23 protein-coding genes are annotated in these 23,078 nt (G+C 63.6%); 9 read left to right on the top strand and 14 right to left on the bottom strand.

All coding sequences use genetic code 11. The features are described 5' to 3' along the window. From ABC383_RS01925 to ABC383_RS01905, 5 genes are all read right to left on the bottom strand, one after another. Nucleotides 1–1,644: a PqiB family protein gene (locus tag ABC383_RS01925; protein WP_413011469.1), complete on the bottom strand. Its 1,644-nt coding sequence runs from the start codon at nucleotides 1,642–1,644 to the stop codon at nucleotides 1–3. Beyond that, a complete protein-coding gene (locus ABC383_RS01920) occupies nucleotides 1,631–2,248 on the bottom strand; it encodes a paraquat-inducible protein A (protein WP_413011467.1) in 618 nt (205 codons plus the stop codon). Before ABC383_RS01920 ends, ABC383_RS01925 begins: the two co-directional genes overlap by 14 nt. Nucleotides 2,249–2,285: 37 nt before the next feature. Next, nucleotides 2,286–2,978: a paraquat-inducible protein A gene (locus ABC383_RS01915; RefSeq protein WP_413011465.1), complete on the bottom strand. Its 693-nt coding sequence runs from the start codon at nucleotides 2,976–2,978 to the stop codon at nucleotides 2,286–2,288. Between the two features lie 143 nt (nucleotides 2,979–3,121). Beyond that, nucleotides 3,122–3,886, bottom strand: a complete 765-nt coding sequence (locus tag ABC383_RS01910) for a LytR/AlgR family response regulator transcription factor (protein WP_413011463.1) — start codon at nucleotides 3,884–3,886, stop codon at nucleotides 3,122–3,124. Continuing rightward, nucleotides 3,886–4,920: a sensor histidine kinase gene (locus ABC383_RS01905; RefSeq protein ID WP_413011461.1), complete on the bottom strand. Its 1,035-nt coding sequence runs from the start codon at nucleotides 4,918–4,920 to the stop codon at nucleotides 3,886–3,888. The genes ABC383_RS01910 and ABC383_RS01905 overlap by 1 nt, the downstream gene beginning before the upstream one ends. A 101-nt stretch (nucleotides 4,921–5,021) precedes the next feature. Between ABC383_RS01905 and argH the strand changes: the two genes are divergently transcribed. The 3 genes from argH (at nucleotide 5,022) to ABC383_RS01890 (ending at nucleotide 9,134) form a co-directional block, all read left to right on the top strand. Continuing rightward, nucleotides 5,022–6,416 (top strand): argininosuccinate lyase, encoded by a 1,395-nt coding sequence (gene argH, locus ABC383_RS01900; protein WP_413011459.1) that lies wholly within the window; start codon nucleotides 5,022–5,024, stop codon nucleotides 6,414–6,416. 430 nt (nucleotides 6,417–6,846) lie between these two features. Then, nucleotides 6,847–7,431, top strand: a complete 585-nt coding sequence (locus tag ABC383_RS01895; protein ID WP_413011457.1) for a TRAP transporter small permease subunit — start codon at nucleotides 6,847–6,849, stop codon at nucleotides 7,429–7,431. A gap of 11 nt (nucleotides 7,432–7,442) precedes the next feature. After that, nucleotides 7,443–9,134 (top strand): TRAP transporter large permease, encoded by a 1,692-nt coding sequence (locus tag ABC383_RS01890; protein ID WP_413011455.1) that lies wholly within the window; start codon nucleotides 7,443–7,445, stop codon nucleotides 9,132–9,134. Nucleotides 9,135–9,324: 190 nt separating this feature from the next. Here the strand turns inward: ABC383_RS01890 and ABC383_RS01885 are convergent, their stop codons facing one another. The 3 genes from ABC383_RS01885 to pmbA all read right to left on the bottom strand — a co-directional run bounded on the left by ABC383_RS01885 (nucleotide 9,325) and on the right by pmbA (nucleotide 13,194). Next, nucleotides 9,325–10,413 (bottom strand): TRAP transporter substrate-binding protein, encoded by a 1,089-nt coding sequence (locus tag ABC383_RS01885; RefSeq protein WP_413011453.1) that lies wholly within the window; start codon nucleotides 10,411–10,413, stop codon nucleotides 9,325–9,327. Between the two features lie 149 nt (nucleotides 10,414–10,562). Continuing rightward, complete coding sequence (locus ABC383_RS01880) at nucleotides 10,563–11,642, bottom strand: TRAP transporter substrate-binding protein (RefSeq protein ID WP_413011451.1); 1,080 nt, start codon at nucleotides 11,640–11,642, stop codon at nucleotides 10,563–10,565. Nucleotides 11,643–11,829: 187 nt separating this feature from the next. After that, on the bottom strand, nucleotides 11,830–13,194 hold the full coding sequence (gene pmbA, locus ABC383_RS01875; RefSeq protein WP_413011449.1) for a metalloprotease PmbA: 1,365 nt from the start codon (nucleotides 13,192–13,194) through the stop codon (nucleotides 11,830–11,832). Between the two features lie 75 nt (nucleotides 13,195–13,269). Between pmbA and yjgA the strand changes: the two genes are divergently transcribed. The 3 genes from yjgA to ABC383_RS01860 are packed head-to-tail and all read left to right on the top strand — an operon-like array spanning nucleotide 13,270 to nucleotide 15,148. Further along, nucleotides 13,270–13,866: a ribosome biogenesis factor YjgA gene (gene yjgA / locus ABC383_RS01870; RefSeq protein ID WP_413011448.1), complete on the top strand. Its 597-nt coding sequence runs from the start codon at nucleotides 13,270–13,272 to the stop codon at nucleotides 13,864–13,866. After that, entirely contained in the window at nucleotides 13,856–14,464 is a 609-nt protein-coding gene (gene mog, locus ABC383_RS01865; protein ID WP_413011446.1) for a molybdopterin adenylyltransferase, read from the top strand. Before yjgA ends, mog begins: the two co-directional genes overlap by 11 nt. A 12-nt stretch (nucleotides 14,465–14,476) precedes the next feature. Further along, a complete protein-coding gene (locus ABC383_RS01860) occupies nucleotides 14,477–15,148 on the top strand; it encodes an alpha/beta hydrolase (protein WP_413011444.1) in 672 nt (223 codons plus the stop codon). A gap of 91 nt (nucleotides 15,149–15,239) precedes the next feature. Here the strand turns inward: ABC383_RS01860 and purU are convergent, their stop codons facing one another. The 3 genes from purU to ABC383_RS01845 all read right to left on the bottom strand — a co-directional run bounded on the left by purU (nucleotide 15,240) and on the right by ABC383_RS01845 (nucleotide 17,038). Continuing rightward, on the bottom strand, nucleotides 15,240–16,109 hold the full coding sequence (gene purU / locus ABC383_RS01855; RefSeq protein ID WP_413011442.1) for a formyltetrahydrofolate deformylase: 870 nt from the start codon (nucleotides 16,107–16,109) through the stop codon (nucleotides 15,240–15,242). 138 nt (nucleotides 16,110–16,247) lie between these two features. After that, entirely contained in the window at nucleotides 16,248–16,811 is a 564-nt protein-coding gene (locus ABC383_RS01850; protein WP_413011440.1) for a bactofilin family protein, read from the bottom strand. A 35-nt stretch (nucleotides 16,812–16,846) separates the two neighbouring features. Further along, nucleotides 16,847–17,038: a hypothetical protein gene (locus ABC383_RS01845; protein ID WP_413011438.1), complete on the bottom strand. Its 192-nt coding sequence runs from the start codon at nucleotides 17,036–17,038 to the stop codon at nucleotides 16,847–16,849. A 52-nt stretch (nucleotides 17,039–17,090) separates the two neighbouring features. Between ABC383_RS01845 and ABC383_RS01840 the strand changes: the two genes are divergently transcribed. The 3 genes from ABC383_RS01840 (at nucleotide 17,091) to ABC383_RS01830 (ending at nucleotide 20,289) form a co-directional block, all read left to right on the top strand. Beyond that, nucleotides 17,091–18,125, top strand: coding sequence for an NADP-dependent oxidoreductase (locus ABC383_RS01840; protein WP_413011436.1), 1,035 nt, complete (start codon nucleotides 17,091–17,093; stop codon nucleotides 18,123–18,125). Between the two features lie 93 nt (nucleotides 18,126–18,218). Next, entirely contained in the window at nucleotides 18,219–19,292 is a 1,074-nt protein-coding gene (locus ABC383_RS01835; protein ID WP_413011434.1) for a YjgN family protein, read from the top strand. A gap of 10 nt (nucleotides 19,293–19,302) precedes the next feature. Further along, nucleotides 19,303–20,289 (top strand): M48 family metallopeptidase, encoded by a 987-nt coding sequence (locus tag ABC383_RS01830; RefSeq protein WP_413011432.1) that lies wholly within the window; start codon nucleotides 19,303–19,305, stop codon nucleotides 20,287–20,289. Nucleotides 20,290–20,353: 64 nt separating this feature from the next. On the opposite strand, the gene efp is transcribed toward ABC383_RS01830, so the two are convergent. From efp to ABC383_RS01815, 3 genes are all read right to left on the bottom strand, one after another. After that, on the bottom strand, nucleotides 20,354–20,911 hold the full coding sequence (efp, locus tag ABC383_RS01825; RefSeq protein WP_217345117.1) for an elongation factor P: 558 nt from the start codon (nucleotides 20,909–20,911) through the stop codon (nucleotides 20,354–20,356). A 172-nt stretch (nucleotides 20,912–21,083) separates the two neighbouring features. Continuing rightward, nucleotides 21,084–22,238 (bottom strand): elongation factor P maturation arginine rhamnosyltransferase EarP, encoded by a 1,155-nt coding sequence (gene earP / locus ABC383_RS01820; protein ID WP_413011429.1) that lies wholly within the window; start codon nucleotides 22,236–22,238, stop codon nucleotides 21,084–21,086. A gap of 12 nt (nucleotides 22,239–22,250) precedes the next feature. Then, entirely contained in the window at nucleotides 22,251–23,051 is an 801-nt protein-coding gene (locus tag ABC383_RS01815) for a MetQ/NlpA family ABC transporter substrate-binding protein (RefSeq protein WP_194713567.1), read from the bottom strand. Nucleotides 23,052–23,078: the final 27 nt, after the last annotated feature.

Genomic DNA, 23,078 nt, shown 5'->3' with positions numbered 1-23,078 from the left:
TCAATCGCCTTTCTTGCCGCGTATCAGCGACTCCGGATGCCGGCTCAGGTAGTCGGCCAGGTCCTGCAGGGTGCGCGCGGCGCGGCTGACTTCGGTCAGCGTGTCGCGCAGGTCGGATTGCACCGGCGCATCCGACGCCAGGGTGCGTTCGGCATTGCCCAGCGCCTTGCGCGCCGATTCCAGCGTGCCGCGCAGTTCCGGCACGACGCTGCTGTCGACCTGCTTCAGGGTGCTGTTGGCGCTCTTGAGCGTAGTGTCCAGGGTCTTCAGCGCGCGGCTCAAGTCGTTGCCTATCGTGTCGAACGGCACCTTCTCCAGCTTGCCCGCGATGTTGCCCAGGGTCTGCTGTATGTCTTCCAGCGCGCCCGGTGCGGTCGGCAGCTCCACCGGCTTCTTGTTCCAGTCGATCTTGGCCTTCGGCGCCTTGGGGAAGAAGTCCAGCGCCACGTAGAGCTGGCCGGTCAGCAGGTTGGCGCTCTTGAGCTGTGCGCGGAAGCCGCGCGCCACCATGCGGTCCAGAAGCTGCTGCGGATTGCGCTCCATCGCCGACATCTCCGGCGCGCCGGGACGGTAGCGAGCGCGCATGCGCTCTGGATAGATATCAATTTCCACCGGGAAGCGCACCACCTTGTCTTCACGGTCGTACTCGATGCTGACCGACTTCACCTCGCCCAGCGGTATGCCGCGGAAGTCCACCTGCGCGCCGGGCGCCAGGCCGCGCAGCGACTCGTCGAAGTACAGCACATAGCTATGCACTTCCCGGCTGATCAGCTTCAACGCCGCTGCCTTGTTGTCGTACAGCGTGAACAAGGCATCGGCCGGAGCCGCATCGCCGGCCGCGGTTTCCTCCGGCGCCTGGAAGGAAATGCCGCCGACGATGATGGACGTCAGCGACTCGGTATTGAGCTTCACGCCCGAGGATTCGATCGACACGTCGATGCCGCTGGCATGCCAGAAGCGGGCATTGGTGGTGACCAGGCGGTCGTGCGGCGCATTGACGAACACTTCCAGCGTGATGCCCTTGCCGTTTTCATCGAGCTTGTAGGCGGTGATGCTGCCCACTTCCACCCGCCGGTAGTACACCGGCGCGCCGACGTACAGCGAGCCGATGTCGTCGGCATGCAGCTTGAAGCGCCGCCCCGGCAGGTCGGACGGAATCGGCGGCGGCGTTTCCAGGCCCTTGAAGTCCCACTTCCCTTCCTCCGACTTGCCGGCATCGAGGCCGATATAGGCGCCCGACAGCAGCGTGCCCAGGCCGCTGATGCTGTTCAGGGTCACCCGCGGACGCACCACCCAGAACTTGGTGTCGGTCACAAGCAGGTCCTCGGCCTGCTTGGCCATCTTGGCGGTGACGATCACATGGCTGCGGTCCTTGGCGATGGCGATCGCCGACACGGTGCCAATGTCGACTTCCTTGTAGCGCACCTTGGTCTTGCCGGCTTCCAGGCCGTCGGCATTGGCGAATTCAATGGTCACGGTGGGACCGCGCTGCATCAGGTAATGGATCGCGACCCAGCCGCCCACCAGCGCCGCCACCAGCGGAATCAGCCAGACGATGTTGACTGCCCAGCGCCGCTTGGGCACCGGCAGCGCGTCGGGAATCGGGGATGCGCCTTGCGGCAGCTTGTCTTCACTCACGGGCATCTCCAGCGGCGTCCCAGATCAGGCGCGGGTCGAAAGTATGGGCGGCCACCATGGTCACCACGACCACCGCGCCGAAGGCCAGTGCGCCGGGTCCGACCTCGATCGAGGCCAGCGTGCCGACCTGCACCAGCGTCACCGTCAGCGCCACGACATAGATATCCAGCATCGACCAGCGGCCGACGAACTCCACCAGCCGGAACAGCTGGGTGCGCTGCAGCGCGCGGCGCCGGCTCTTCAGCTGCACCGACACCAGGAGCCAGGTCAGCGCCAGCAGCTTGGTCAGCGGCACCACGATGCTGGCGATGAATACCAGGCCGGCGATCATCCATGAGCCGCTCTCCCAGAACATCAGGATGCCGCTCATGATGGTGTCGCTCTCGGCAGTAAGCAGCGCCCGGCTCTCGAGGATGGGCAGCAGGTTGGCCGGGATGTAGAGGATATAGGCGAGGATGACCAGCGCCCAGGTGCGGGAAAGGCTGTCGGGCTTGCGCGCATGCAGCCGCGCATGGCATCGCGGGCAATGGCCGCGCGCATGCGCCGGCAGGCGCGACAGCATGCCGCAGCTGTGGCAGGAAGCCAGGCCCTGCTGCAGGGCGGAAGGCATCAGGCGCTCCCATCGCGCGCCGGTTGTACGGGTGTTTTCATTGCAGGCTTTCCTTCATGTCCAGCGCCGTCTCGCGCTCTTCCACCCAACTCCAGAAATCGCGCACGCTGAAGGCCGATGCCGCCATGGTGAAGAACACGATCAGTGCACAGAACGACCACAGGGACACGCCCGGAATGATGTTGGCGAAGTCGGTCAGCTTGACCAGGGTGACCAGCACGCCCAGCAGCATGATTTCCATCATGCTCCACGGATGAATGGCCAGCACCAGCCGGAACACCGCCGGCGTATCCGGCGCGATGCGGCCCAGCGCCAGCGGCACCAGCAGGTACAGCATGCAGACGATCTCGATGGCCGGCAGAACGATGGTGGTCAGCAGCACCAGCGTGGCCACCAGTTCGCGCCCCTGGTTATAGACGGTGACCACGGTGTTGATCAGGGTTGCCTCGACATGGGCGCCCTGCACTTCCAGCACCGCGATCGGAAACAGGTTGGAGACCACCAGCAGGACCGCGCAGCTCGCCATCAGCGCCAGCATCAGCGGCAGGCTGGCGCGGGTGCCGCGGTAGAGCACGCTGTTGCAGCGGCTGCAGTGGGCATCGGCATGATTGCCCAGCGCTACTTCATATTGCAGCAGGTCGCACTCCCGGCAGGCGATCAGCCGCGCCCCGCTGGCCAGTACGGGCGCCGGCAAGGTCGGGGTCGGGTCGTTTCCAGGGTCAGGGTTCACGCGTCGGGCTGAATGAAAAGGTGGCCAATGGCAATAGAGTCAACAGGCTATCCTATGAGACGCAGCTGAACAATAGGCGGCGCGCCCCATGCGCACGAGCGTTATCCCAACGCAATCCATGCGATTCCGGTCATGGCGCCGGCTCAACGCACCAGGGCCTTGACCACTGGCCATTGCCTTCGGGAAATGGGCAGGCGTTCAGCGACATCGCGCAGGATGACCTGCCATGCTTCCTGCCCGCGCTCGCTCTCGCCGTCGGCGCCCACCACGCCGCGCTCGACGCCCATGATGGCCTTGCGCGCCACGAGGGTGTTGCGGTGGACGCGTACGAACACATCGTCCAGTTCTTCCTCGATGGAAGACAGCGAGTCCTCGATCAGGTAGTCGCGGGTGCGGGTGCGCAGGGTCACGTATTTCAGCTCCGCCTTCAGGTACAGCACATCGGTCACCGGCACCAGCAGCAGCCGGTCGCGTTCGTGCACGGTGAAATGCGCCCGTCGCGGCGTCGCTTCGGCGGTACCGCTGCTGCGGCCGCGCAAGGTGGCGACGCGCTTCAAGGCCTGCGCCAGCCGCGCCGCCCGTACCGGCTTGACCAGATAGTCCAGCGCATGCACGTCGAAGGCATTGAGCGCATAGTCCTCGTGGGCGCTGACGAACACCACCGCCGGCATTTCCTCCCCTTCCCGCGCCAGCCGCGCGGCCAGGTCCAGGCCGTTCATGCCGGGCATCTGGATATCCAGCAGCACGATGTCCGGCCGGGTGTCGACGATGCCCTGCAGCGCGCCGGCGGCGTCGCTGGCCTGGCCGACCAGCTCATTCGGACATTCTTCCGCGATATCCGCCAGCAGGATGGCCAGCCGCGACCTGGCATGCTCCTCATCGTCCACAATGAATATGCGTTGACTCATTAACTCTCCTTGACATAGGGAAAGCGCAGGCGCACTTCGAAAAAGCCGCGCGCAATCGTCGTCACCAGCTGTGCCTCGACGTCATACAGCAGCGCCAGGCGTTCCCGGATGTTGTCCAGCGCCATATGGTTGCCGGGCGAACTGCGGTCAGGATGATGCGGATTGATCACGGCAATGTCCAGCCTGTCGCCCCATCGGCTCAGGTGGATCTGCACCAGCATCGGCTCGCGCGCCGGTTCGACGCCATGATGCACCGCATTCTCCAGCAGCGGCTGCAGCAGCAGCGACGGGATCTGGGCGCTGTGCAGCACTTCGTCGCTCATGTTGGTCAGTTCCCATTCCACCTGCAGCCGCTCGCCAAGACGGATTTTCTCGATGGAAAGATATTGTTCGCACAGCCGCAGTTCCTGCTCCAGCGTGGTCAGGTCGCGCGCATCGCGCAGCAGGGCGCGGAACAGTTCGGCCAGGTCTTCCAGCGTCGCCTCGGCCTGGCGCGGCGCGGTGCGGATCAGGGAAAGCACCGCATTGAGGCTGTTGAACAGGAAATGCGGCCGGATGCGCGCCTGCAGCGCCTGCAGGCGCGCCTCGGCCAGCGCCGGCGAGAAGGCGCGGGTGCGCAGTTCGAAGTAATGCTGCAGCACCGTGCCCAGCAGCGCCGCAGTCACCACGCCCTGGATCATCGCCAGGCCAGCCGGGTCGACCACATACAGGTTGAGCGTGGCCAGGAAACGGATGATCACGGCGGTGACCGAGGCCGGCACCGCCATGCAGGCCGGGCGCTGCAGCCAGGGCGGGAAACGGGCCAACGGCTTCCTGGCCGCGCAAAGGATGAGCAGGGAAGCCAGGCTGGCGAGCTCGACCAGCACCGAGGCCTCGATGAAGGACAGGATGGCCGCGCCAAGGGTGGGCGCCTGCGCCAGGATGGCCACCATCACCGCGCCGTTCACCGCCACCAGCGTGCGCAGGATCACGCCGAGGTTACAGCAGTCGGGCAGAACGGATACGGGCGCGGCGGCCGGAACGGTTGCGGACATGGATAAGATCGAGAACGAGACGCTACGGGTCCAAGCGGTCCCTGCCAGTCGGAAGGCCTACCCGCTTGCTCTATAATCCCGTAATTCTCCGGGACACAATTATGACAGCACAACTCTCCAAAAAAAGTGAAGCGTGGTCGGCACGCTTTTCCGAACCCGTTTCCGACCTCGTCAAGCGTTACACCGCATCGGTGTTCTTCGACAAGCGCCTGGCCGAGTTCGATATCCAGGGCTCGCTCGCCCACGCCGACATGCTGGCCGAACAGGGCATCATCAGCCGCCAGGACCTGCAGGATATCCAGCGCGGCATGGCGCAGATCCAGTCGGAAATCGCCGCCGGCCAGTTCGAATGGCTGCTCGACCTGGAAGACGTCCACCTGAATATCGAAAAGCGCCTGACCGAACTGGTCGGCGACGCCGGCAAGCGGCTGCACACCGGCCGTTCACGCAACGACCAGGTTGCCACCGACATCCGGCTCTACCTGCGCCATGCGATCGACGACATCAGCGGCCTGCTGCGCGAACTGCGCCTCGCGCTGACCGACCTGGCCGAACAGCATGCCGACACCATCCTTCCCGGCTTCACCCATATGCAGGTGGCGCAGCCGGTCACTTTCGGCCATCACATGCTGGCTTACGTGGAAATGTTCGGCCGCGACGCCGAACGCATGGCGGATTGCCGCAAGCGCGTCAACCGCCTGCCGCTGGGCGCGGCGGCGCTGGCCGGCACCACCTTCCCGATCGACCGCGAACGGGTCGCCGCCACGCTGGGCTTCGACGATGTCTGCCGCAACTCCTTGGACGCGGTGTCCGACCGCGATTTCGCCATCGAGTTCTGCGCCGCCGCCGCGCTGGTAATGACCCATGTGTCGCGCATGTCCGAGGAACTGGTGATCTGGATGAGCCCGCGCGTGGGCTTCATCGACATCGCCGACCGCTTCTGCACCGGCTCGTCCATCATGCCGCAGAAGAAGAACCCGGACGTGCCGGAACTGGCGCGTGGCAAGACCGGACGCGTCAACGGCCACCTGATCGCGCTGCTGACCCTGATGAAGGGCCAGCCGCTGGCCTACAACAAGGACAACCAGGAAGACAAGGAACCGCTGTTCGACACCGTCGACACCGTCACCGACACGCTGCGCATCTTCGCCGACATGGCGCGCGGCATCACGGTGCGCCCGGAAGCGATGCGCGCCGCCGCCTTCCAGGGCTATGCCACCGCGACCGACCTGGCCGATTACCTGGTCAAGAAAGGCCTGCCCTTCCGCGACGCACATGAAGCGGTCGCCCATGCGGTGCGCGCCTGCGTCGACCGCGGCTGCGACCTGGCCGACCTGTCGCTGGACGACCTGCGCCAGTTCAGCAACCTGGTTGCCGACGATGTGTTCGAGGTGCTGACACTGGAAGGCTCGGTCGCCGCACGCGACCATGTGGGCGGCACCGCGCCCAATCAGGTACGGGCGGCCATCGCCAGGGTACGCGCGGAACTGGGCTGAAGATTGTTGCCAGGCCGGCGGTTTCAACAGGACCTGTTACGCCGGCCTGATCATGTGATGACGTATTTTCACGACTTCACCAACCATCTTCCGCACGTGCTGCCGTTGACCGAATCAATTTTGGCAAACCGGCAAAACTTTTTTTGGCGTGCATGGATTTTTTTTCCATCGACAGGCATTTTTTTCTATACTCCGTCGACGTTGCGCTCCAAGGCCAGGATCATCGCGGCTTAACACTCCTGCATATCCACACAAAGTCCCCGCAATGCCGTCCTGGCGGCGTTGCGGGTTTTTATGCCGAAACGCTTGTTCCTTATCAGAAATGTCATATACTCCCACCCGCTCACGCAGGAACAAGCCCGTACCAGACGTACCGCCACGCCACTCGAGGGCAACCCCCCATATCTGAAAATCAAGACGGAGACAAACCATGTCTTTACTGCTTTCGCTTGCGCGTCTGATCGACGCGATCAATGAAAAGATCGGCCTCGCGGTCAGTTGGGCGCTTCTGCTGGCAGTGCTGATCTGCGCCGGCAATGCGATCATCCGCTACAGCCTGAACATGAGTTCGAATGCCTGGCTCGAGATCCAGTGGTACCTGTTTGCCTCGATGTTCATGCTGGCCAGCGCCTATACCCTGAAGCGCAATGAACATGTGCGCATCGATGTCGTCGTGGGCCGTTTTTCGCGCCGTACCCAGGCCATCATCGACATCCTCGGCTTCCTGTTCTTCCTGCTGCCGGTGTCGCTGCTGATCCTCTATTTCTCCATTCCCTACGCGATGGAATCGATCCGCAACCAGGAAGTGTCGAGCAATGCCGGCGGCCTGATCCTGTGGCCGGCCAAACTGCTGATCCCGGTCGGCTTCGTGATGATGATCCTGCAGGGCGTCTCCGAACTGATCAAGCGCCTTGGCTTCCTCGCCGGCCTGGTGGATGCGCGCGAGTTCGAGAAGCACGCGGCCAATCCGGAAGACGAAATCGCCGCCATCAAGGCCGCCAACAAGCTCGACTAGGACAGAAAATCATGAGCGCATTCCTGATTGCAAATATGGCGCCGATCATGTTCGGCGCACTGGTGTTGTTCCTGCTGTCGGGCTTCCCGGTCGCATTCGCCCTGGCGGCCAACGGCCTGCTGTTCGGCCTGCTGGGCATCGAACTGGGCCTGTTGAAGCCGGAACTGCTGCAAGCCCTGCCCAACCGGCTGTTCGGCATCATGGCCAACGACACCCTGCTGGCGATTCCCTTCTTTACCTTCATGGGCCTGATCCTGGAGCGATCCGGCATGGCGGAAGACCTGCTCGACACCATCGGCCAGCTGTTCGGGCCGATCCGCGGCGGCGTCGCGTACGCGGTGATCTTCGTCGGCGCGCTGCTGGCGGCTACCACCGGCGTGGTGGCCGCATCGGTGATCTCGATGGGCCTGATCTCGCTGCCGGTGATGCTGCGCTACGGTTACGACAAGCGCCTGGCCACCGGCGTGATCGCCGCTTCCGGCACGCTGGCGCAGATCATCCCGCCCTCGCTGGTGCTGATCGTGATGGCCGACCAGCTCGGCCGGTCGGTTGGCGACATGTACAAGGCGGCATTCCTGCCGGGCCTGATTCTCACCTCCATGTATGCCGGCTATGTGATGTCGGTATCGATCTTCCGCCCGAGCGCGACGCCGGCCCTGCCGCTGGAGGCACGCAACCTGCGCCAGCCGGACGGATCGAGCGGCGTCAAGTCGCTGGCGGTGCTGCTCGTCGTGGCAATAGGCATTACTTACCTGTTCGACGGCTGGTTCGGCGCACGCCATCCGAACAAGCCCGCCGATGAGGTGATGATCTACGGCGCTTCCCTGGCCACCGCAGTCTGCTTCCTGTTCGCTTACCTCAATCGCAAGCTGGGCCTGAACATGCTCTCGCGCATGGCCGAGCGCGTGGTGTTCGTGCTGATCCCGCCGCTGGCGCTGATCTTCCTGGTGCTCGGCACGATTTTCGTGGGCATCGCCACGCCGACCGAGGGCGGCGGCATGGGCGCGCTGGGCGCACTGATCCTGGCCATCATGAACCGGCGCCTGAGCTGGAGCCTGTTGAAGCAGGCGATGGATTCCACCACCCGCCTGTCCTGCTTCGTGATCTTCATCCTGATCGGCTCCAGCGTATTCTCGCTGGTGTTCCGCGGCGTGAATGGCGACCTGTGGGTGGAGCACCTGCTGACCTCCCTGCCGGGCGGCAAGGCCGGCTTCCTGATCGTGGTAAACATCCTGTTCTTCGGACTTGCCTTCTTCCTCGACTTCTTCGAGCTGGCATTCATCCTGGTGCCGCTGGTGGGTCCGGTCGCCGAAAAGATGGGCATCGACCTGATCTGGTTTGGCGTGCTGCTGGGCGTGAACATGCAGACCTCCTTCATGCACCCGCCGTTCGGCTTTGCGCTGTTCTATCTGCGCTCGGTGGCGCCCAAGGAGGTCAAGACCTCGGACATCTATTGGGGCTCGGTGCCCTTCGTGCTGATACAGGTGGTGATGGTGTCGCTCATCATCGCCTTCCCGCAGCTGGTGTCGGTGGAGAAGCATGCCGACATGAAGGAGCAGCTTGAACTGCGCATCGAGACGCCGTCCGAGAACAGCCAGCCCGAGACTCAGCCCAACCTGGATTTCTCCACCAGCGAGGAACAGAAGCCAGCCGACGGCGGCGAGCCGCAGTTGAACTTCTCGACCGAGGGCGAGAAGAAGTAGCATCCTGCAAGCCCGGCGATCAAATACAGGTCGCCATGCAACAAGAACAAAGGCCCCGCTCGATGGCGGGGCCTTTTCTTTGGGTTTCCCTCTTACGGAGCGGGCACCTGTTTGCGTGCCGGCCCAAGCTGGGCCTCAGAATGACGCCGCATCGCGACGTCTCTCAGGCTGGATCAATGCCTTGCAAAAATCAGCGTGCGCTGTTCATATAGTTTTGCAGGGTTGCCTCGGCTACCGAGAACCACTGGTTTTCGTCCTGGCGGAAACGCTTCCACGGTTCATAAACCTTCTTGAACTTGGCATTCTTCGACGCTTCCTCTTCCATCACCTCCTGGGCCGCCTTGTAACAGGCGTCCATGATGCTGCGGGAGAAGCTGCGCAGCTTGACGCCGCTCTTGAGCAGGCGCGCCAGCGCACTCGGATTGCGCGCATCGTACTGTGCCTGCATGACCACGTGGGCCTCGTAGGAAGCCGCTTCGAATTCCGCCTGATAGACCTTGGGCAGCTTCTCCCATTCCTTTGCATTCACATAGAAGGAGATCTGCGGGCCGCTCTCCCACCAGCCGGGCGCATAGTAGAAAGGCGCCACCTTGTTGAAGCCCAGCTTTTCATCGTCGTAGGGCCCGATCCACTCGGCCGCATCGATGGTGCCCTTTTCCAGCGCGGGATAGATGTCGCCGCCTGCGAGCTGCTGCGGCACCAGGCCCAGGCGCTGCATCACCCGTCCGGCAAAGCCGCCGATGCGCATCTTCAACCCATTCAGGTCCTCGACCGTCTTGATCTCCTTGCGGAACCAGCCGCCCATCTGGGTGCCGGTATTGCCGCCCATGAAGTTGACGATGTCGTAGTCGCGCAGGAAGTCGCGCATCAGCTCACGGCCGCCGCCCTGATCGAACCAGGCAGTCTGCTGGCGTGAGTTCAAGCCAAACGGCACGGCGCAGTCGAATGCAAAGGTGGGGTCCTTGCCAAAATAATAGTAGGAGCAGGTATGGCCCACTTCTACGGTATTGGCCTGGACCGCATCCGCCACCTGCAGCGCCGGCACGATCTCGCCGCCGGGGAAGGCGCGGATAGCGAACTTGCCATCGGTGAGCGCGGCTACACGCCTGGCAAGGGTTTCGGCGCCGCCGTAGATGGTATCGAGGGATTTCGGGAAACTGGAGGCAAGGCGCCAGTTGATGGAAGGCAGGGTTTGCGCCACGGATGGGGTGGCAATCGAGGCAAGGCTTCCGGCGAGTGCGCCGGCGCCGGCGGTGCGGATGAACGAACGACGTTCCATATTTTCTCCTGGGTGAATGATGCTGACTTGGCTTACTGCTCCTTTGCTGCGGCTACGACACTAGAAAAAAGCCCGTAGGACTTGCGTGCTACGGGCGCTTTGAAACAACTGCAGGACGGCGGATCCGCCGACCTGTGATTTGCTGTGATTTACTTGCGGCTGACCATGAAGTTGGCGATCGGCGCTTCCGACACCGAGTACCACTGGTTCTGGTTCTGGCGGAACTGCTTCCACGGCTCGTAGATCTTCTTGAACTTCGCGTTCTTCGCTGCTTCTTCCTCCATCACTTCGGTCGACGCCTTGTAAGCGGCTTCCATGATGTCGCGCGAGAAGGTGCGCAGCTTGACGCCTGCCTTCAGCAGACGGGCCAGCGCGGCCGGATTGCGGTGGTCGAAGTCGGCCTGCATGAACAGGTGCGCTTCATGGCTGGCGACTTCGAAGGCATGCTGATATTCCTTCGGCAGCTTTTCCCATTCCTTGATGCCGACCATGAAGTTGAGCTGCGCGCTCGCTTCCCACCAGCCCGGCGCGTAGTAGAACGGCGCCACGCGGTTGAAGCCCAGCTTTTCATCGTCGTACGGACCAACCCATTCCGCCGCGTTGATCGTGCCCTTTTCCAGCGCCGGGTAGATGTCGCCGCCGCCGATCTGCTGCGGCACCACGCCCAGGCGCTGCACCACGCGGCCGGCCAGGCCGCTGATGCGCATCTTCAGGCCTTCCATGTCCTTCAGGGTCTTGATCTCCTTGCGGTACCAGCCGCCCATCTGGGTGCCGGTGTTGCCGCCCATGAAGTTCAGGATGCCGTAGTCCTTGTAGAACTCGCGCATCAGTTCCTTGCCGCCGCCGAACTCGAACCAGGAAGTCTGCTGGCGCGAGGTCAGGCCGAAAGGCACCGCGGTGTCGAAGCAGAATGCCGGGTCCTTGCCGAAATAGTAATAGCCCGCGCTGTGGCCCATTTCCACCGTGCCGGCCTGCACTGCATCCACCACCTGGAGCGCCGGAACGATTTCACCCGCGGCGAACACGCGGATGTTGAATTTGCCGCCGGTCAGTTCGGCTACCCGCTTGGACATGCGCTCGGCAGCGCCATAGATGACGTCCAGCGATTTCGGGAAGCTCGACGCCAGGCGCCAGTTGACGGTGGGCTGCGACTGCGCCAGCGCTGGCGCTGCAATCGCGCCTACCGATGCGCCAACCGCGGCTTTTTTCAAAAAGGAACGTCGTTCCATGATGTTGTTATCTCCAGAGACTTTGTGATGTATAGGAATGGCGGCAGCCCGGCACGTGAAAAGTTGCCGGGCTAACGGCGTTGCAGATTGTAGGGGCGGCAACGAAACGCCGCAATACAAATAGCTGCGGCGATGCAAAAGTTCATTCAGCCAGCGACGCGTCGTGCCGTCAAGGCCCGCGCTGCGCTCAACTGCCGGCGACGGTCATGCTTTCGATCAGGATGGAACCGGTCTCACGGGTGCCGCGCACCAGCGTGTCGGTGCCGATGCCGACGATTTGCTCGAACATCGATTTCATGTTGCCGGCAATCGTGATTTCCTCGACCGGGTACTGGATCACGCCGTTCTCGACCCAGTAACCCGACGCGCCGCGCGAGTAATCGCCGGTCACGTAATTGACGCCCTGCCCCATCAGTTCGGTCACCAGAAGGCCAGTGCCCATTTTCCTGAGCATGCCGGCGAAGTCATCCCCGGCGGTGGTGCGGCTGGAAGTGATGTTGAGGTTATGCGCGCCGCCGGCGTTGCCCGTGGTCTTCAGGCCCAGCTTGCGGGCCGAATAAGTGGACAGGAAATAGCCCTGCACCACGCCGTCGCGCACCACGTCGCGGCGAACGGTCTTCACGCCTTCCTCGTCGAACGGCGCCGAGCCGACCGCGCCGGGCCGGTGCGGGTCTTCGACGATCTGGATGTGGTCGGCGAAGACCCGGCTGCCGACCGAGTCATGCAGGAAAGTGGACTTGCGATACAGCGCGCCGCCCGATACCGCCTGCACAAAGGCCCCCAGCAGGCCGGCGGCCAGCGGCGCCTCGAACAGCACCGGGCACTTGCGGGTGTCGAGCTTGCGCGCATTCAGGCGCGCCAGCGCGCGCTCGGCGGCGTATCGGCCGATCGCCTCGGGCGCAGCCAGCCTGGCCGGGTCGCGTACCGAGGAATACCAACTGTCGCGCTGCATATTGCCGCCGCGGCCGGCGATCGGCACGACCGACATCGTGTGGCGGGAATAGGGGTAGCCGCCGATGAAGCCGCGGGTATTGGCGCTGACGAAATGCGACTGCTGCGCATGCACGCTGGCGCCTTCGCTGTTTGCCACCCGAGGATCGACCGCGAAGGCGGCCGCCTCGGCACGGGTGGCCAGGGCGATCGCCTCCTCGGCGCTGATGGTCCAGGGATAGCAGAGCTGCAGGTCGCGCGGCTGGAATTCCAGCGTGTCCTCGTCCGGCAGGCCGGCGCAATCGTCCTCGGCGGTGAAGCGGGCGATATTGCAGGCCGCGTCCACCGTGTCCTTCAGCGACTTCTGCGCGAAGTCCGAGGTACTGGCGCTGCCGCGCCGCACGGCGCCCTGCTTGCCCATGTAGATCGTGACCGAGATGCCCTTGTCCTTGTTCTGCTCGATGGTCTCCACATCCCCCCGCCGCACCGTGACCGACAGGCCGCTGCCTTCGCTGATCTGCACCGCGGCATCGGAGGCGCCGGCTTCCCTGGCGTAACGCAGCACATCCTCGGCAAGCGCACGCAACTGGTCCTGGCTGTGGATAAACAAGGTATCGTTCATAGCGGATTTTAGGGGGCCGTGTAAAAGAGTTATCATAGCAGCCGTTTACCGAATGGCTCATGCCGCATCCCTATCATGCCTAATTCCAACCGGGGCTCCACCGGATTCCAGTCGAACGAGTTCGAGCAGGATTACGACCGCCCATCCAAATCCCAGCTCAAGCGTGAAATGACCGCCTTGCAGAAGCTGGGCGCAGAACTGATTGCCGAACCGCGCGAACGCGTCAAGCGCGTGCCGATGCCGGAAGACGTGCGCGACGCCATCCTCGAATGCCAGACCATCAAGGACCACGAAGGCCGCCGCCGCCAGCTGCAGTACGTCGGCAAGAAAATGCGCACCCTCGAGGACGAGGAAGTCGCGCTGATCCGCAAGACCATCGACAGCTGGAAGCAGCCGTCGCGCGCCGAAACCGCCGCGATGCATGCCATGGAACGCCGCCGCGACAAGCTGCTGGCAGACGACGGCGCGCTGACCGAATTGCGCGCACAGTATCCCGAACTCGATGTGCAGCAGATGCGCACCCTGATCCGCAATGCCCGCCGCGAACAGGCCGAACAGAAGCCGCCCAAGGCCTACCGCGAAATTTTCCAGGTGCTGAAGCAGCTGCAGGGCGGCGCCGCCAAGCCGGCCGAAACCGATCAGGAAAACGAAGGAGAAAACGATGAGGAATGACGGCGCCGCGCGCATCGGCCTGGTGTCGGTGTCTGACCGCGCATCGGGCGGTGTCTACCAGGACCAGGGCATACCCGCCCTGAATGAATGGCTGGCCAGCGCCCTGGCCAGCCCGTTCGAGGTGGAAACCCGCCTGGTTGCCGATGAACGCGACCAGATCGAGGCCGCGCTGATCGAGCTGGTGGACCAGCTGCAATGCGACCTGGTGATCACCACCGGCGGCACCGGCCCGGCCCGGCGCGACGTGACGCCGGAAGCCACGCTGGCCGTGGGCACCAAGGAAATGCCGGGCTTTGGCGAACAGATGCGCCAGATCAGCCTGCATTTCGTGCCCACCGCCATCCTGTCGCGCCAGGTTGCGGTGATCCGCGAGGCCGATGGCCATGCGGCGCTGATCATCAACCTGCCCGGCCAGCCCAAGTCGATCCGCGAAACCCTGGAAGGCCTGAAGGACGCCGAGGGCAAGCAGCTGGTGGCAGGCATCTTCGCCGCCGTGCCCTACTGCATCGACCTGATCGGCGGTCCGTACATCGAGGCCAACGAGTCGGTATGCAAGGTCTTCCGGCCGAAATCGGCAATCCGTCCCAAAACCGCATGAGGCTTCCCACAGATGACTTCCGCAGCGCTTGAAACCATAGAAATAGAAACCGGCCCCAATCCCACCGCCTCCGTGATCTGGCTGCACGGCCTGGGCGCCAGCGGCGACGACTTCGTGCCCATCGTGCGCGAACTGGACCTGGCCGGCATGCAGGACATCCGCTTCGTCTTTCCGCATGCGCCCACCATGCCGGTCACCATCAACAACGGTTATGTGATGCGGGCCTGGTACGACATCATTGGCGCCGACCTGTCGCGCCGCGAGGATGAAAAAGGCTTGCGGGCGTCGCAGGCGATGGTGGAACAGCTGATCGCCCAGGAAAAGGCGCGCGGCATCCCCGCCGAGCGCATCGTGCTGGCCGGTTTTTCCCAGGGCTGCGCGATGACCATACAGACCGGCCTGCGCCATCCGGAGAAACTGGCCGGCCTGCTCTGCCTGTCGGGCTACGTGCCGCTGCACACCACGATTGCCGAGGAACGGCATTTGTCCAACCAGGCCACGCCGATCTTCATGGCGCATGGCCGCGGCGACCAGGTGATTCCCATCATCCGCGCCGAGCAGTCCCGCGATCTGCTGCGCTCGCTGGGATACGAGGTGGAATGGCATGAGTACCTGATGCCGCACTCGGTCTGCCAGGAGGAAGTGGACGACATCAGCGCCTGGTTCCGGCGCGTGCTGGGCTGACGGCGCCACCCTGGCGAAACGCGGCCGCGCAATAAAAAACAGGCAGGAAAACCTGCCTGTTTTGCTGATCCGGCGATCTGAATCTTGTTGCTTACCTGAACACGACCGTCTTGTGGCCATTCAGCAGGATCCGGTGTTCCACGAACCACTTGACTGCCCGCGCCAGCACCACGCATTCGACGTCGCGGCCAATGGCGGTCAGGGTGTCCGGACCCATCGCGTGGTCCACACGCTCCACATCCTGCTCGATGATCGGGCCTTCGTCGAGGTCGCTGGTGACGAAGTGCGCCGTCGCGCCGATCAGCTTCACGCCGCGGTCATGGGCCTGGTAATACGGCTTGGCGCCCTTGAAGCTGGGCAGGAAGGAATGGTGGATGTTGATCGCACGACCTCTTAACGCCTCGCACATCTGCGGCGACAGGATCTGCATGTAGCGGGCCAGCACCACCAGGTCGATATCATGCTCGCGCACGATGTTGAGCACCTTCTCTTCCTGGGTGCGCTTGGCCTCGGCGGATGCGCCCGTCGCCAGCGGCAGGTGGTGGAACGGGATGTTGTAGCTGGCCGAGAGCTGGTAGAAATCGGTGTGGTTGGACACGATGGCCGGAATTTCCACCGGCAGCAGCCCGCTCTTGTAGCGGAACAGCAGGTCGTTCAGGCAATGGCCGATCTTCGATACCATGATCAGCATGCGCGGCTTCTTGTGCGCGTCGTTCAACTGCCAGTTCATCTGCATGCTGTCGCCCAGCACGGCGAAGTCGCTGCGCAGCAATGCGTCGCCGATGCCGCTGTCTTCCAGCGAAAAATGCACGCGCATGAAGAACAGTTTGGACTGGGCGTCGCCGAACTGCGCGGAATCGATGATGTTGCAGCCATGCTCGGCCAGGAAGCCCGATACGCGATGGACGATGCCACGCTGATCCAGGCAGGAAAGGGTAAGGATGTATTCCGGGTGCGTCATGTTGTTGGTGTTCGGATGCGGCAAAGCCGGGTATTGTCGCACGAGCCGGGGTTTCGGAAGATAAACCCCTGAAACAAAAATGCCGGCGCCCTTATGGGCGCCGGCATCGTTACGGTCTAGCGCTGAATCGGTATGCGATCAGACGGCTGCCTTGGCCACGGACAGGCCGGAACGAGCGCCTTCCGAACCAACTTGGGTATCGCCGGCCAGTTCGCCGCCTTCTTCGATCACGATCTTGCCATAACGCACCGTGCCGATGACCTTGCCGGTCGAATAGATGACCAGCTTCTGGCGGGCCGTCAGGTTGCCGTCGAAGGTGCCGCGCACATGGGCGACGTCGATTTCAGCGGAGCCGCTGAAGGAACCCTGCTCGGCGATCTGGATTTCACGCGCTTCCATGGTTGCCTCGACCGTGCCTTCCACCACCAGGGTGTCGCAGTCGGTGATCTGGCCGCCGGTCAGCTTGATCTTCGGGCCGACGATGAGCTTGCTGCCACCTTCGGACGAAGCCGGGGCCGGTGCGGCCGGTGCAGGCGCAGCGCCGCTGGCGCCGCCCGGTCCCATGCCGGCCGGGCTGGGCGCCGGTTTGACAGCGCTGGACATGCCACCCGGCTGGGTGCCAGGGGTGGATGCGTTCAGCGGTGAATTGGGGGTGGTGGAATTGGGTTCGCGCTTGCCAAAAAGGGTTTCGGAACGAAGCATGGGATCTCCTGGAAATAACTAGAACAAGGGCCGGTTTAGGGACGCAGGGCCGCGTCGGTGGCGCGTTTCAACCTGCGGGTAAGTCGCTGTTGGCTTGCCGGAACCGGCAGATCATCGAGTTTATGCTCTGGCGCAACAATATTGAGCTTGCGGAACGCAAAGCTCCCGGCTTGGTCTGATGAACGAACAGAAAGTTCCTGTTTTCTTACAAAAGGTGAAAAAAGCACGACCGTTTCAATCTGCGGTATAGTGCCTCACCCAACTCAACAGGAGACCACGATGACAACCACCCTCACCAACCAGCAGTTCCGCCTTGCCGCCCGCCCGGTCGGCACGCCCAAGGACAGCGACTGGCAGAATACGTCCGAACCGGTACGCGAACTGGTCGACGGCGAGATCCTGGTCAAGGTCATCTATCTCTCCCTCGATCCCGCCATGCGCGGCTGGATGAATGAAGGCAAATCCTATATCCGCCCGGTTGGCATCGGCGAAGTGATGCGCGCCGGCGGCATTGGCCGCGTGGTCGCGTCGAAGTCGCCGAAATTCGCCGTGGGCGACTACGTCTCCGGCGCCACCGGCGTGCAGCAATACTGGATCGGCGCCGCCGATGACAAGGCAGCGGCCTTCTACAAGGTCGATCCGTCGGCCGCGCCGCTGCCCAAGTACCTGAATGCGCTGGGCATGCCCGGCATGACCGCCTATTTCGGCCTGCTGGAAGTCGGCCAGCCCAAGGCGGGCGAAACCGTGGTGGTGTCCGGCGCCGCCGGCGCGGTCGGGCAAACGGTGGGACAAGTCGCCAGGCAGCGCGGCTGCCGCGTCGTCGGCATTGCCGGCGGCAAGGAGAAATGCGATTTCGTGGTCAATGAACTGGGCTTCGATGCCTGCATCGACTACAAGACCGGCTCGGTGAAGGACGGCCTGAAGCAGCATTGCCCGAACGGCGTGGACGTCTATTTCGACAATGTCGGCGGCGATATCCTGGACGCGGTGCTGACCCGCATCAACATGAAGGCGCGCATCATCATCTGCGGCGCGATCTCCCAGTACAACAACACCACGCCGGTCAAGGGCCCGGCAAACTACCTGTCGCTGCTGGTCAACCGGGCGCGCATGGAAGGCATCGTGGTGTTCGACTGGGCCGACCGCTACCCGGAGGCGGCGGCGAAGATGGCGCAATGGATGAAGGACGGCAGCTTCAAGTCGCGCGAGGACATCGTCGACGGCCTGGAAAACTTCCCGCAGACGCTGCTGATGCTGTTCGAGGGCCGCAATTTCGGCAAGCTGATCCTGAAAGTGGCCGAGGAACAGGGCTGACCCTGCTTCACCCTCGCTAATAATTTTTATCATTGATTGACAATTTCCTGGAGGCAGGCAATCTGCGTGCTTCCTTCACCTCCAGGAACCTCGATGTCCGCCATCCTTCCCGCAACCGATACGCCCTTCCCCGACGGCCAGCTGGTCATGGTCGAGCCCGTCAGTTTCACCGGCACTGGCGCCGAGTACTTTCGCATCTGGATCACCAACACCTTCCTGTCCATCATCACGCTGGGTATTTACTCGGCCTGGGCCAAGGTCCGGCGCACCCGCTACTTCTACGGCAACACCCGCCTGGCAGGCGCGAGCTTCGACTACCATGGCGAGCCGAAAGCCATACTCAAGGGTCGCGCGGTGGCGCTGCTGCTGCTCGTTGCCTATCAACTGTTCTCCGAAATGCCAGGCCTGCTGGCTGGCGCGCTGGCCTTGCTGCTGATTGCGGCACTGCCCTGGCTGATCTGGCGAAGCCTGCAGTTCAAGCTCTATAACACCAGCTACCGGAGCATCCGTTTCGGGTTTGGCGGCAGCGTCTCGGGCGCCTATGTCGCCTATCTGCTGTGGCCCGCGATTGCCTCGCTGACGGCCTTCCTGCTGGCGCCGATGGCGCACCAGCGCATCAAGCGCTTTCAGCACAGCGAAAGCCGTTATGGCGCCAGCCGCTTTTGCTTCGATGCCAGGGTCGGACGGTTCTATATGCTGTACCTGAAAGCGTTCCTGGTGTTCATGGCGGGTGTCATCGTACTGGGCCTGCTGTTGTTCGGCCTGCAGGTCGCCCTGGGCAAACGCGGCATGGCGCTCGAAGCCTATGGCGGCACGCTGGTATTCATGGCGGTTCTCTATGCATGGGTCATGCTGATGTATCCGGTATTTAACGCGATGCTGCAGAACCTGGTCTGGAACCACACTGCCATCGGCCCACACCGTTTCGAAAGCCGGGTCGCGCCCGGTCGGGTTGCCTTCATCACGCTGACCAACCTGCTGGCGATCGTCTGCACGCTGGGCCTGTACATGCCTTTCGCAAAGATGCGCCTGATGAAATACCAACTCGAATCGGTCGCGCTGCTGGTCGATGGAAGCCTCGACGATTTCGTCGCCGATGCACAGGCCCGGGCCGGCGCCACCGGCGAAGGCGTGGCCGACCTGCTGGATTTTGACTTGTCCCTATGAGGCCTGCTCGATGAGCATTCATGCCGCCTATTTCGATGGCAAGACGTCGCGTCGCTACCGCGTGGTTCTGACGGTGGAAGGCGATGTGGCAAGCATCAGCGGCGAGGCCAGCCGGTGCTGTCCGCTGTCCCAGTTGCGGGTATCGGAAGCAAGCCGGCACGGCACGCGCCTCGTCACCTTCCCGGACGGCGCCTATCTCGAGATCGAGGACCGGGAAGGCTTCGCCCGCATGCTGGCTGCAACCGGCCACACCGATGGCCTGGTCAGCCGGCTGCAGCAAAGCTGGCGAGCCACGCTGCTGGCGGCGCTGGCGATGGCCGCCATCATCGCCCTGCTGTGGCGTTTCGCGCTACCGGTGGCGGCGGACCTGGTCGCAACCATGCTGCCGTCGTCGGTGGAAAGTCGGCTGGGGGACGCGACCATGCAGGCGCTGGACGCCAGGTTGCTCGATGCCAGCCGCTTACCGGAAGAGCAACAGCAGCACATAAGAACCCGCTTCAGCACGCTGGCCGCAAGCACGGCCGATACGCCGCATTTCGAACTGCTGTTCCGCAAGAGCCGCATCGGCCCGAACGCGCTTGCGCTGCCGGCAGGCCGCATCGTGCTGACCGACGAACTCGTCTTGCTGCTGGCTGACGATGAAGATGCGCTGATGGCAGTGCTGGCCCATGAACTGGGCCACCTGCACCACCGGCACATGGTGCACCGGCTGGTGCATGGCGCAGCGGTGGGCGCGGCCGGGATGGCGCTGTTCGGCGACGCTTCCGGCCTGGTAGCCGCCCTGCCGCCGCTGATGCTGGACCTGCACTATTCACGCAACGCGGAACGCGAAGCCGACCTGTATGCCGCGCACTGGCTCAAGGCCGGCGGCCTGAGCGCTGCCAGCCTGGCAGCGGCGCTGGAGCGCCTGAACGGCGCGAAGGATGACAAGCCAGCCTATCTGTCCACCCATCCCGCCACGGCGGAACGCATTGCCCGTCTGTGCAAACTGCGCTGACCGCGACGCCCAATGAAAAAGGGGCTGCAGCAACGCTGCAGCCCCTTTTCTTCCTGACGATGGATTACTTCGCGCGGCTGCGGTATTCGCCGGTGCGGGTATCGATTTCGATCTTGTCGCCCTGGCCCACGAACAGCGGCACGTTGACGTTGAAGCCAGTGGAGATCTTGGCAGGCTTTAAGACCTTGCCCGACGTGTCGCCCTTGACGGCCGGCTCGGTGTAGGTCACTTCGCGCACGACGGTGGTGGGCAGTTCGACCGAGATTGCCTTCTCGTTGTAGAACACCACTTCGCACGGCATGCCGTCTTCGAGGTAGTTGATGGCTTCGCCGAGGTTCTCGCCTTCGACTTCGTACTGGTTGTAGTCGCTGTCCATGAACACATACAGCGGGTCGGCGAAATAGGAATAGGTGGCTTCCTTGCGGTCGAGCGTGACGACGTCGAACTTGTCGTCTGCGCGGTAGACGGCTTCCTGGCCGGCGTCGGTCAGCAGGTTCTTCATCTTCATCTTGCAGACGGAAGAGTTGCGGCCGGACTTGGTGTATTCGGTTTTCAGAACCACCATCGGCTCGCCCGAGACCATCACGACATTGCCGACGCGGATTTCTTGTGCGGTTTTCATAGCTGAATTTAAAAATGGGAAAAACGTTGGGAAAGATACGCGGCGGGCTGCCCGGCAGTGCCGCGCGCGGCCTGTTATGCGGCCGCTCGCGAAAATAAAGCCTGCTATTCTAACCGATTTTCAGGACGGCCCGCTAGAAGCCTGCAGCGTGGCAACTTCGGCACGGCACCATCTAGCTTAGCGCCCGCCTTGCGATGAAATCGAGCAGATTGCCGGCCAGGTCGCCAAGGCCGCGCAGCCGTCCGCACCAGCCGGCCATGTGCGCCTGCAAGGCCGGCAGGGACGCGCGCAGCGCGGGCCAGCCGGCGCCGATGTCGCCGTCACCGTTCCATGCATGCCAGGCGTTGCGGCAGGCCTGCGCCGCCTCCGGCGCCATGCCGGCGCAGTACAGCGCCAGGAAGGCATCGAGCTTGACGCGATGAGCGTCTTCCTGCTGCGGATAGATCTGCCATACCAGCGGCCGCTGCGCCCACTGGGCGCGCACCATGCTGTCCTCGCCGCGCACGAAATTGAGGTCGCAGCACCAGAGCAGCCGGTCGTAATCGGGCTGGTCCAGGAACGGCACCTGCTGCAACGACAGGCTGCCCGCCCGCAGCACCTCGCCCGGCGCCGGCAGCCTGCCGGCCCAGGCGGCGAGCTGTGCGCTGGCCACGCCTTGCGGCACCAGCAGCAGGCTCGGCTGCGCATCGTCGCGCAACGCGTCGAGCAGCGCCGGCAGCGGCGCCTGCGGATAGCAAAACAGGGAGACAAGAAGCGCACCAGGCGGCGGGCGCACGCCGAGGCTGGCCAGAAAATCCGTCCGCTGCGTGGCGTCGGCGGCAAGCGCGTCGCGGCGCGCTTCCAGGCCGGCTTCGCGCAGCAGGCCGCCGGTGCCGGCTTCAAAGCCGGGAAAGAAGAAATATTTGGTCAGCGGCAGCCGCGGATGTGGCGACGGCAGGCCATGGCAGCCGGTCACCCAGTCTTCCGCGCTCAGGTATTCGAGGTTGATCCAGACCGGCGGCGCCGGCCGCTGCGCCATCGCCTGCTCGAAGGCAGGCGGCAACATGCAGCCGAAGGCTTCGACCACCGCGTCGCCGATGTCGGCCGGCGCGGGCAGCGCCATTGCCTCGTGCCAGCGACGCACCACCACGCCCTGCCGCCACTGTTCCTCCGCGGCGGGGTCGACTTCGGCGCAGATGCGCCGGAAGCTTGCCAGGTCGTCCACCCACAGCCTGACCGCGACGCGATGTTCGCCGGCCAGCTGGCGCGCCAGCCGCCAGCACACGCCGATGTCGCCGAAATTATCGACCACCCGGCAGAACAGTTCCAGCGAACGCGGACCGGCCATGGGACGTGCCGCTTACCAGGAAGTGATCACCGAGTCCTTGAACTTGGTGTTGATGAACTGCTTCACTTCGGCGCTGTGATACGCCTTGACCAGCTTGGCAACCCAGGGCTTGTCCTTGTCCTCGGTGCGCACGGCGATCACGTTGGCATACGGTCCCTTGGCGTCTTCCACGGCGATGGCGTCGCGGGTCGGGCTCAGGCCAGCGGATTCGGCATAGTTGCCGTTGATGGCGGCGGCGTCGAGGTCATCCAGCGAGCGCGGCAGCTGGGCGGCGTCGAGTTCGGCGATCTTCAGCTTCTTCGGGTTGGAGACGATGTCCAGCGCGGTCGCCTTCAGGCCGGCTTCGGGCTTCAACTTGATCAGGCCCTGCGATTGCAGCAGCAGCAGGCCGCGGCCGCCGTTGGTGGGGTCGTTCGGCACGCCGAAACGGGCGCCGTCCTTCAGGTCCTTCAGCGACTTGATCTTCTTCGAGTAGATGCCCATCGGGAAGGTGATGGTGTAGCCCACCGAGGTGAACTTGTAGCCGCGGTCCTTGATCTGGGCTTCCAGGTAAGGCAGGTGCTGGTAGCTGTTGGCATCGAGGTCGCCGGCGGCCAGCGCGGCATTGGGCTGGACGTAATCGGAAAACTCGACGATCTGCAGCTTCACGCCATCCTTCTCGACCACCTTCTTCACGGCTTCCATGATCTGGGCATGCGGGCCGGCGGTGACGCCGATCTTGATCGGCTTGTCCTGCGCCTGCAGCGGCGCGGCGTAGACGGCGGCGACGAGGCCGGCGAGCGCGGCGGTTTTCAACAGTTGACGACGTTTCATGGATTTTCCTTTTGTAGTTGAGGACTG

The organism is Noviherbaspirillum phoenicis (genome assembly GCF_047237965.1).
GTDB lineage: Bacteria > Pseudomonadota > Gammaproteobacteria > Burkholderiales > Burkholderiaceae_D > Noviherbaspirillum_A.
The sequence above is the reverse complement of the archived record's forward strand: the minus strand, read 5'-3'. Positions and strand labels throughout refer to the sequence as shown.

Excerpts from the sequence above, each read along its gene's own strand:
- ABC383_RS01925 (WP_413011469.1), bottom strand. The coding sequence starts at position 1,644 with ATGCCCGTGAGTGAAGACAAGCTGCCGCAAGGCGCATCCCCGATTCCC.
- ABC383_RS01920 (WP_413011467.1), bottom strand. The coding sequence starts at position 2,248 with ATGCCTTCCGCCCTGCAGCAGGGCCTGGCTTCCTGCCACAGCTGCGGC.
- ABC383_RS01910 (WP_413011463.1), bottom strand. The coding sequence starts at position 3,886 with ATGAGTCAACGCATATTCATTGTGGACGATGAGGAGCATGCCAGGTCG.
- ABC383_RS01905 (WP_413011461.1), bottom strand. The coding sequence starts at position 4,920 with ATGTCCGCAACCGTTCCGGCCGCCGCGCCCGTATCCGTTCTGCCCGAC.
- argH (WP_413011459.1), top strand. The coding sequence starts at position 5,022 with ATGACAGCACAACTCTCCAAAAAAAGTGAAGCGTGGTCGGCACGCTTT.
- ABC383_RS01895 (WP_413011457.1), top strand. The coding sequence starts at position 6,847 with ATGTCTTTACTGCTTTCGCTTGCGCGTCTGATCGACGCGATCAATGAA.
- ABC383_RS01890 (WP_413011455.1), top strand. The coding sequence starts at position 7,443 with ATGAGCGCATTCCTGATTGCAAATATGGCGCCGATCATGTTCGGCGCA.
- ABC383_RS01885 (WP_413011453.1), bottom strand. The coding sequence starts at position 10,413 with ATGGAACGTCGTTCGTTCATCCGCACCGCCGGCGCCGGCGCACTCGCC.
- ABC383_RS01880 (WP_413011451.1), bottom strand. The coding sequence starts at position 11,642 with ATGGAACGACGTTCCTTTTTGAAAAAAGCCGCGGTTGGCGCATCGGTA.
- pmbA (WP_413011449.1), bottom strand. The coding sequence starts at position 13,194 with ATGAACGATACCTTGTTTATCCACAGCCAGGACCAGTTGCGTGCGCTT.
- yjgA (WP_413011448.1), top strand. The coding sequence starts at position 13,270 with ATGCCTAATTCCAACCGGGGCTCCACCGGATTCCAGTCGAACGAGTTC.
- mog (WP_413011446.1), top strand. The coding sequence starts at position 13,856 with ATGAGGAATGACGGCGCCGCGCGCATCGGCCTGGTGTCGGTGTCTGAC.
- ABC383_RS01860 (WP_413011444.1), top strand. The coding sequence starts at position 14,477 with ATGACTTCCGCAGCGCTTGAAACCATAGAAATAGAAACCGGCCCCAAT.
- purU (WP_413011442.1), bottom strand. The coding sequence starts at position 16,109 with ATGACGCACCCGGAATACATCCTTACCCTTTCCTGCCTGGATCAGCGT.
- ABC383_RS01850 (WP_413011440.1), bottom strand. The coding sequence starts at position 16,811 with ATGCTTCGTTCCGAAACCCTTTTTGGCAAGCGCGAACCCAATTCCACC.
- ABC383_RS01840 (WP_413011436.1), top strand. The coding sequence starts at position 17,091 with ATGACAACCACCCTCACCAACCAGCAGTTCCGCCTTGCCGCCCGCCCG.
- ABC383_RS01835 (WP_413011434.1), top strand. The coding sequence starts at position 18,219 with ATGTCCGCCATCCTTCCCGCAACCGATACGCCCTTCCCCGACGGCCAG.
- ABC383_RS01830 (WP_413011432.1), top strand. The coding sequence starts at position 19,303 with ATGAGCATTCATGCCGCCTATTTCGATGGCAAGACGTCGCGTCGCTAC.
- efp (WP_217345117.1), bottom strand. The coding sequence starts at position 20,911 with ATGAAAACCGCACAAGAAATCCGCGTCGGCAATGTCGTGATGGTCTCG.
- earP (WP_413011429.1), bottom strand. The coding sequence starts at position 22,238 with ATGGCCGGTCCGCGTTCGCTGGAACTGTTCTGCCGGGTGGTCGATAAT.
- ABC383_RS01815 (WP_194713567.1), bottom strand. The coding sequence starts at position 23,051 with ATGAAACGTCGTCAACTGTTGAAAACCGCCGCGCTCGCCGGCCTCGTC.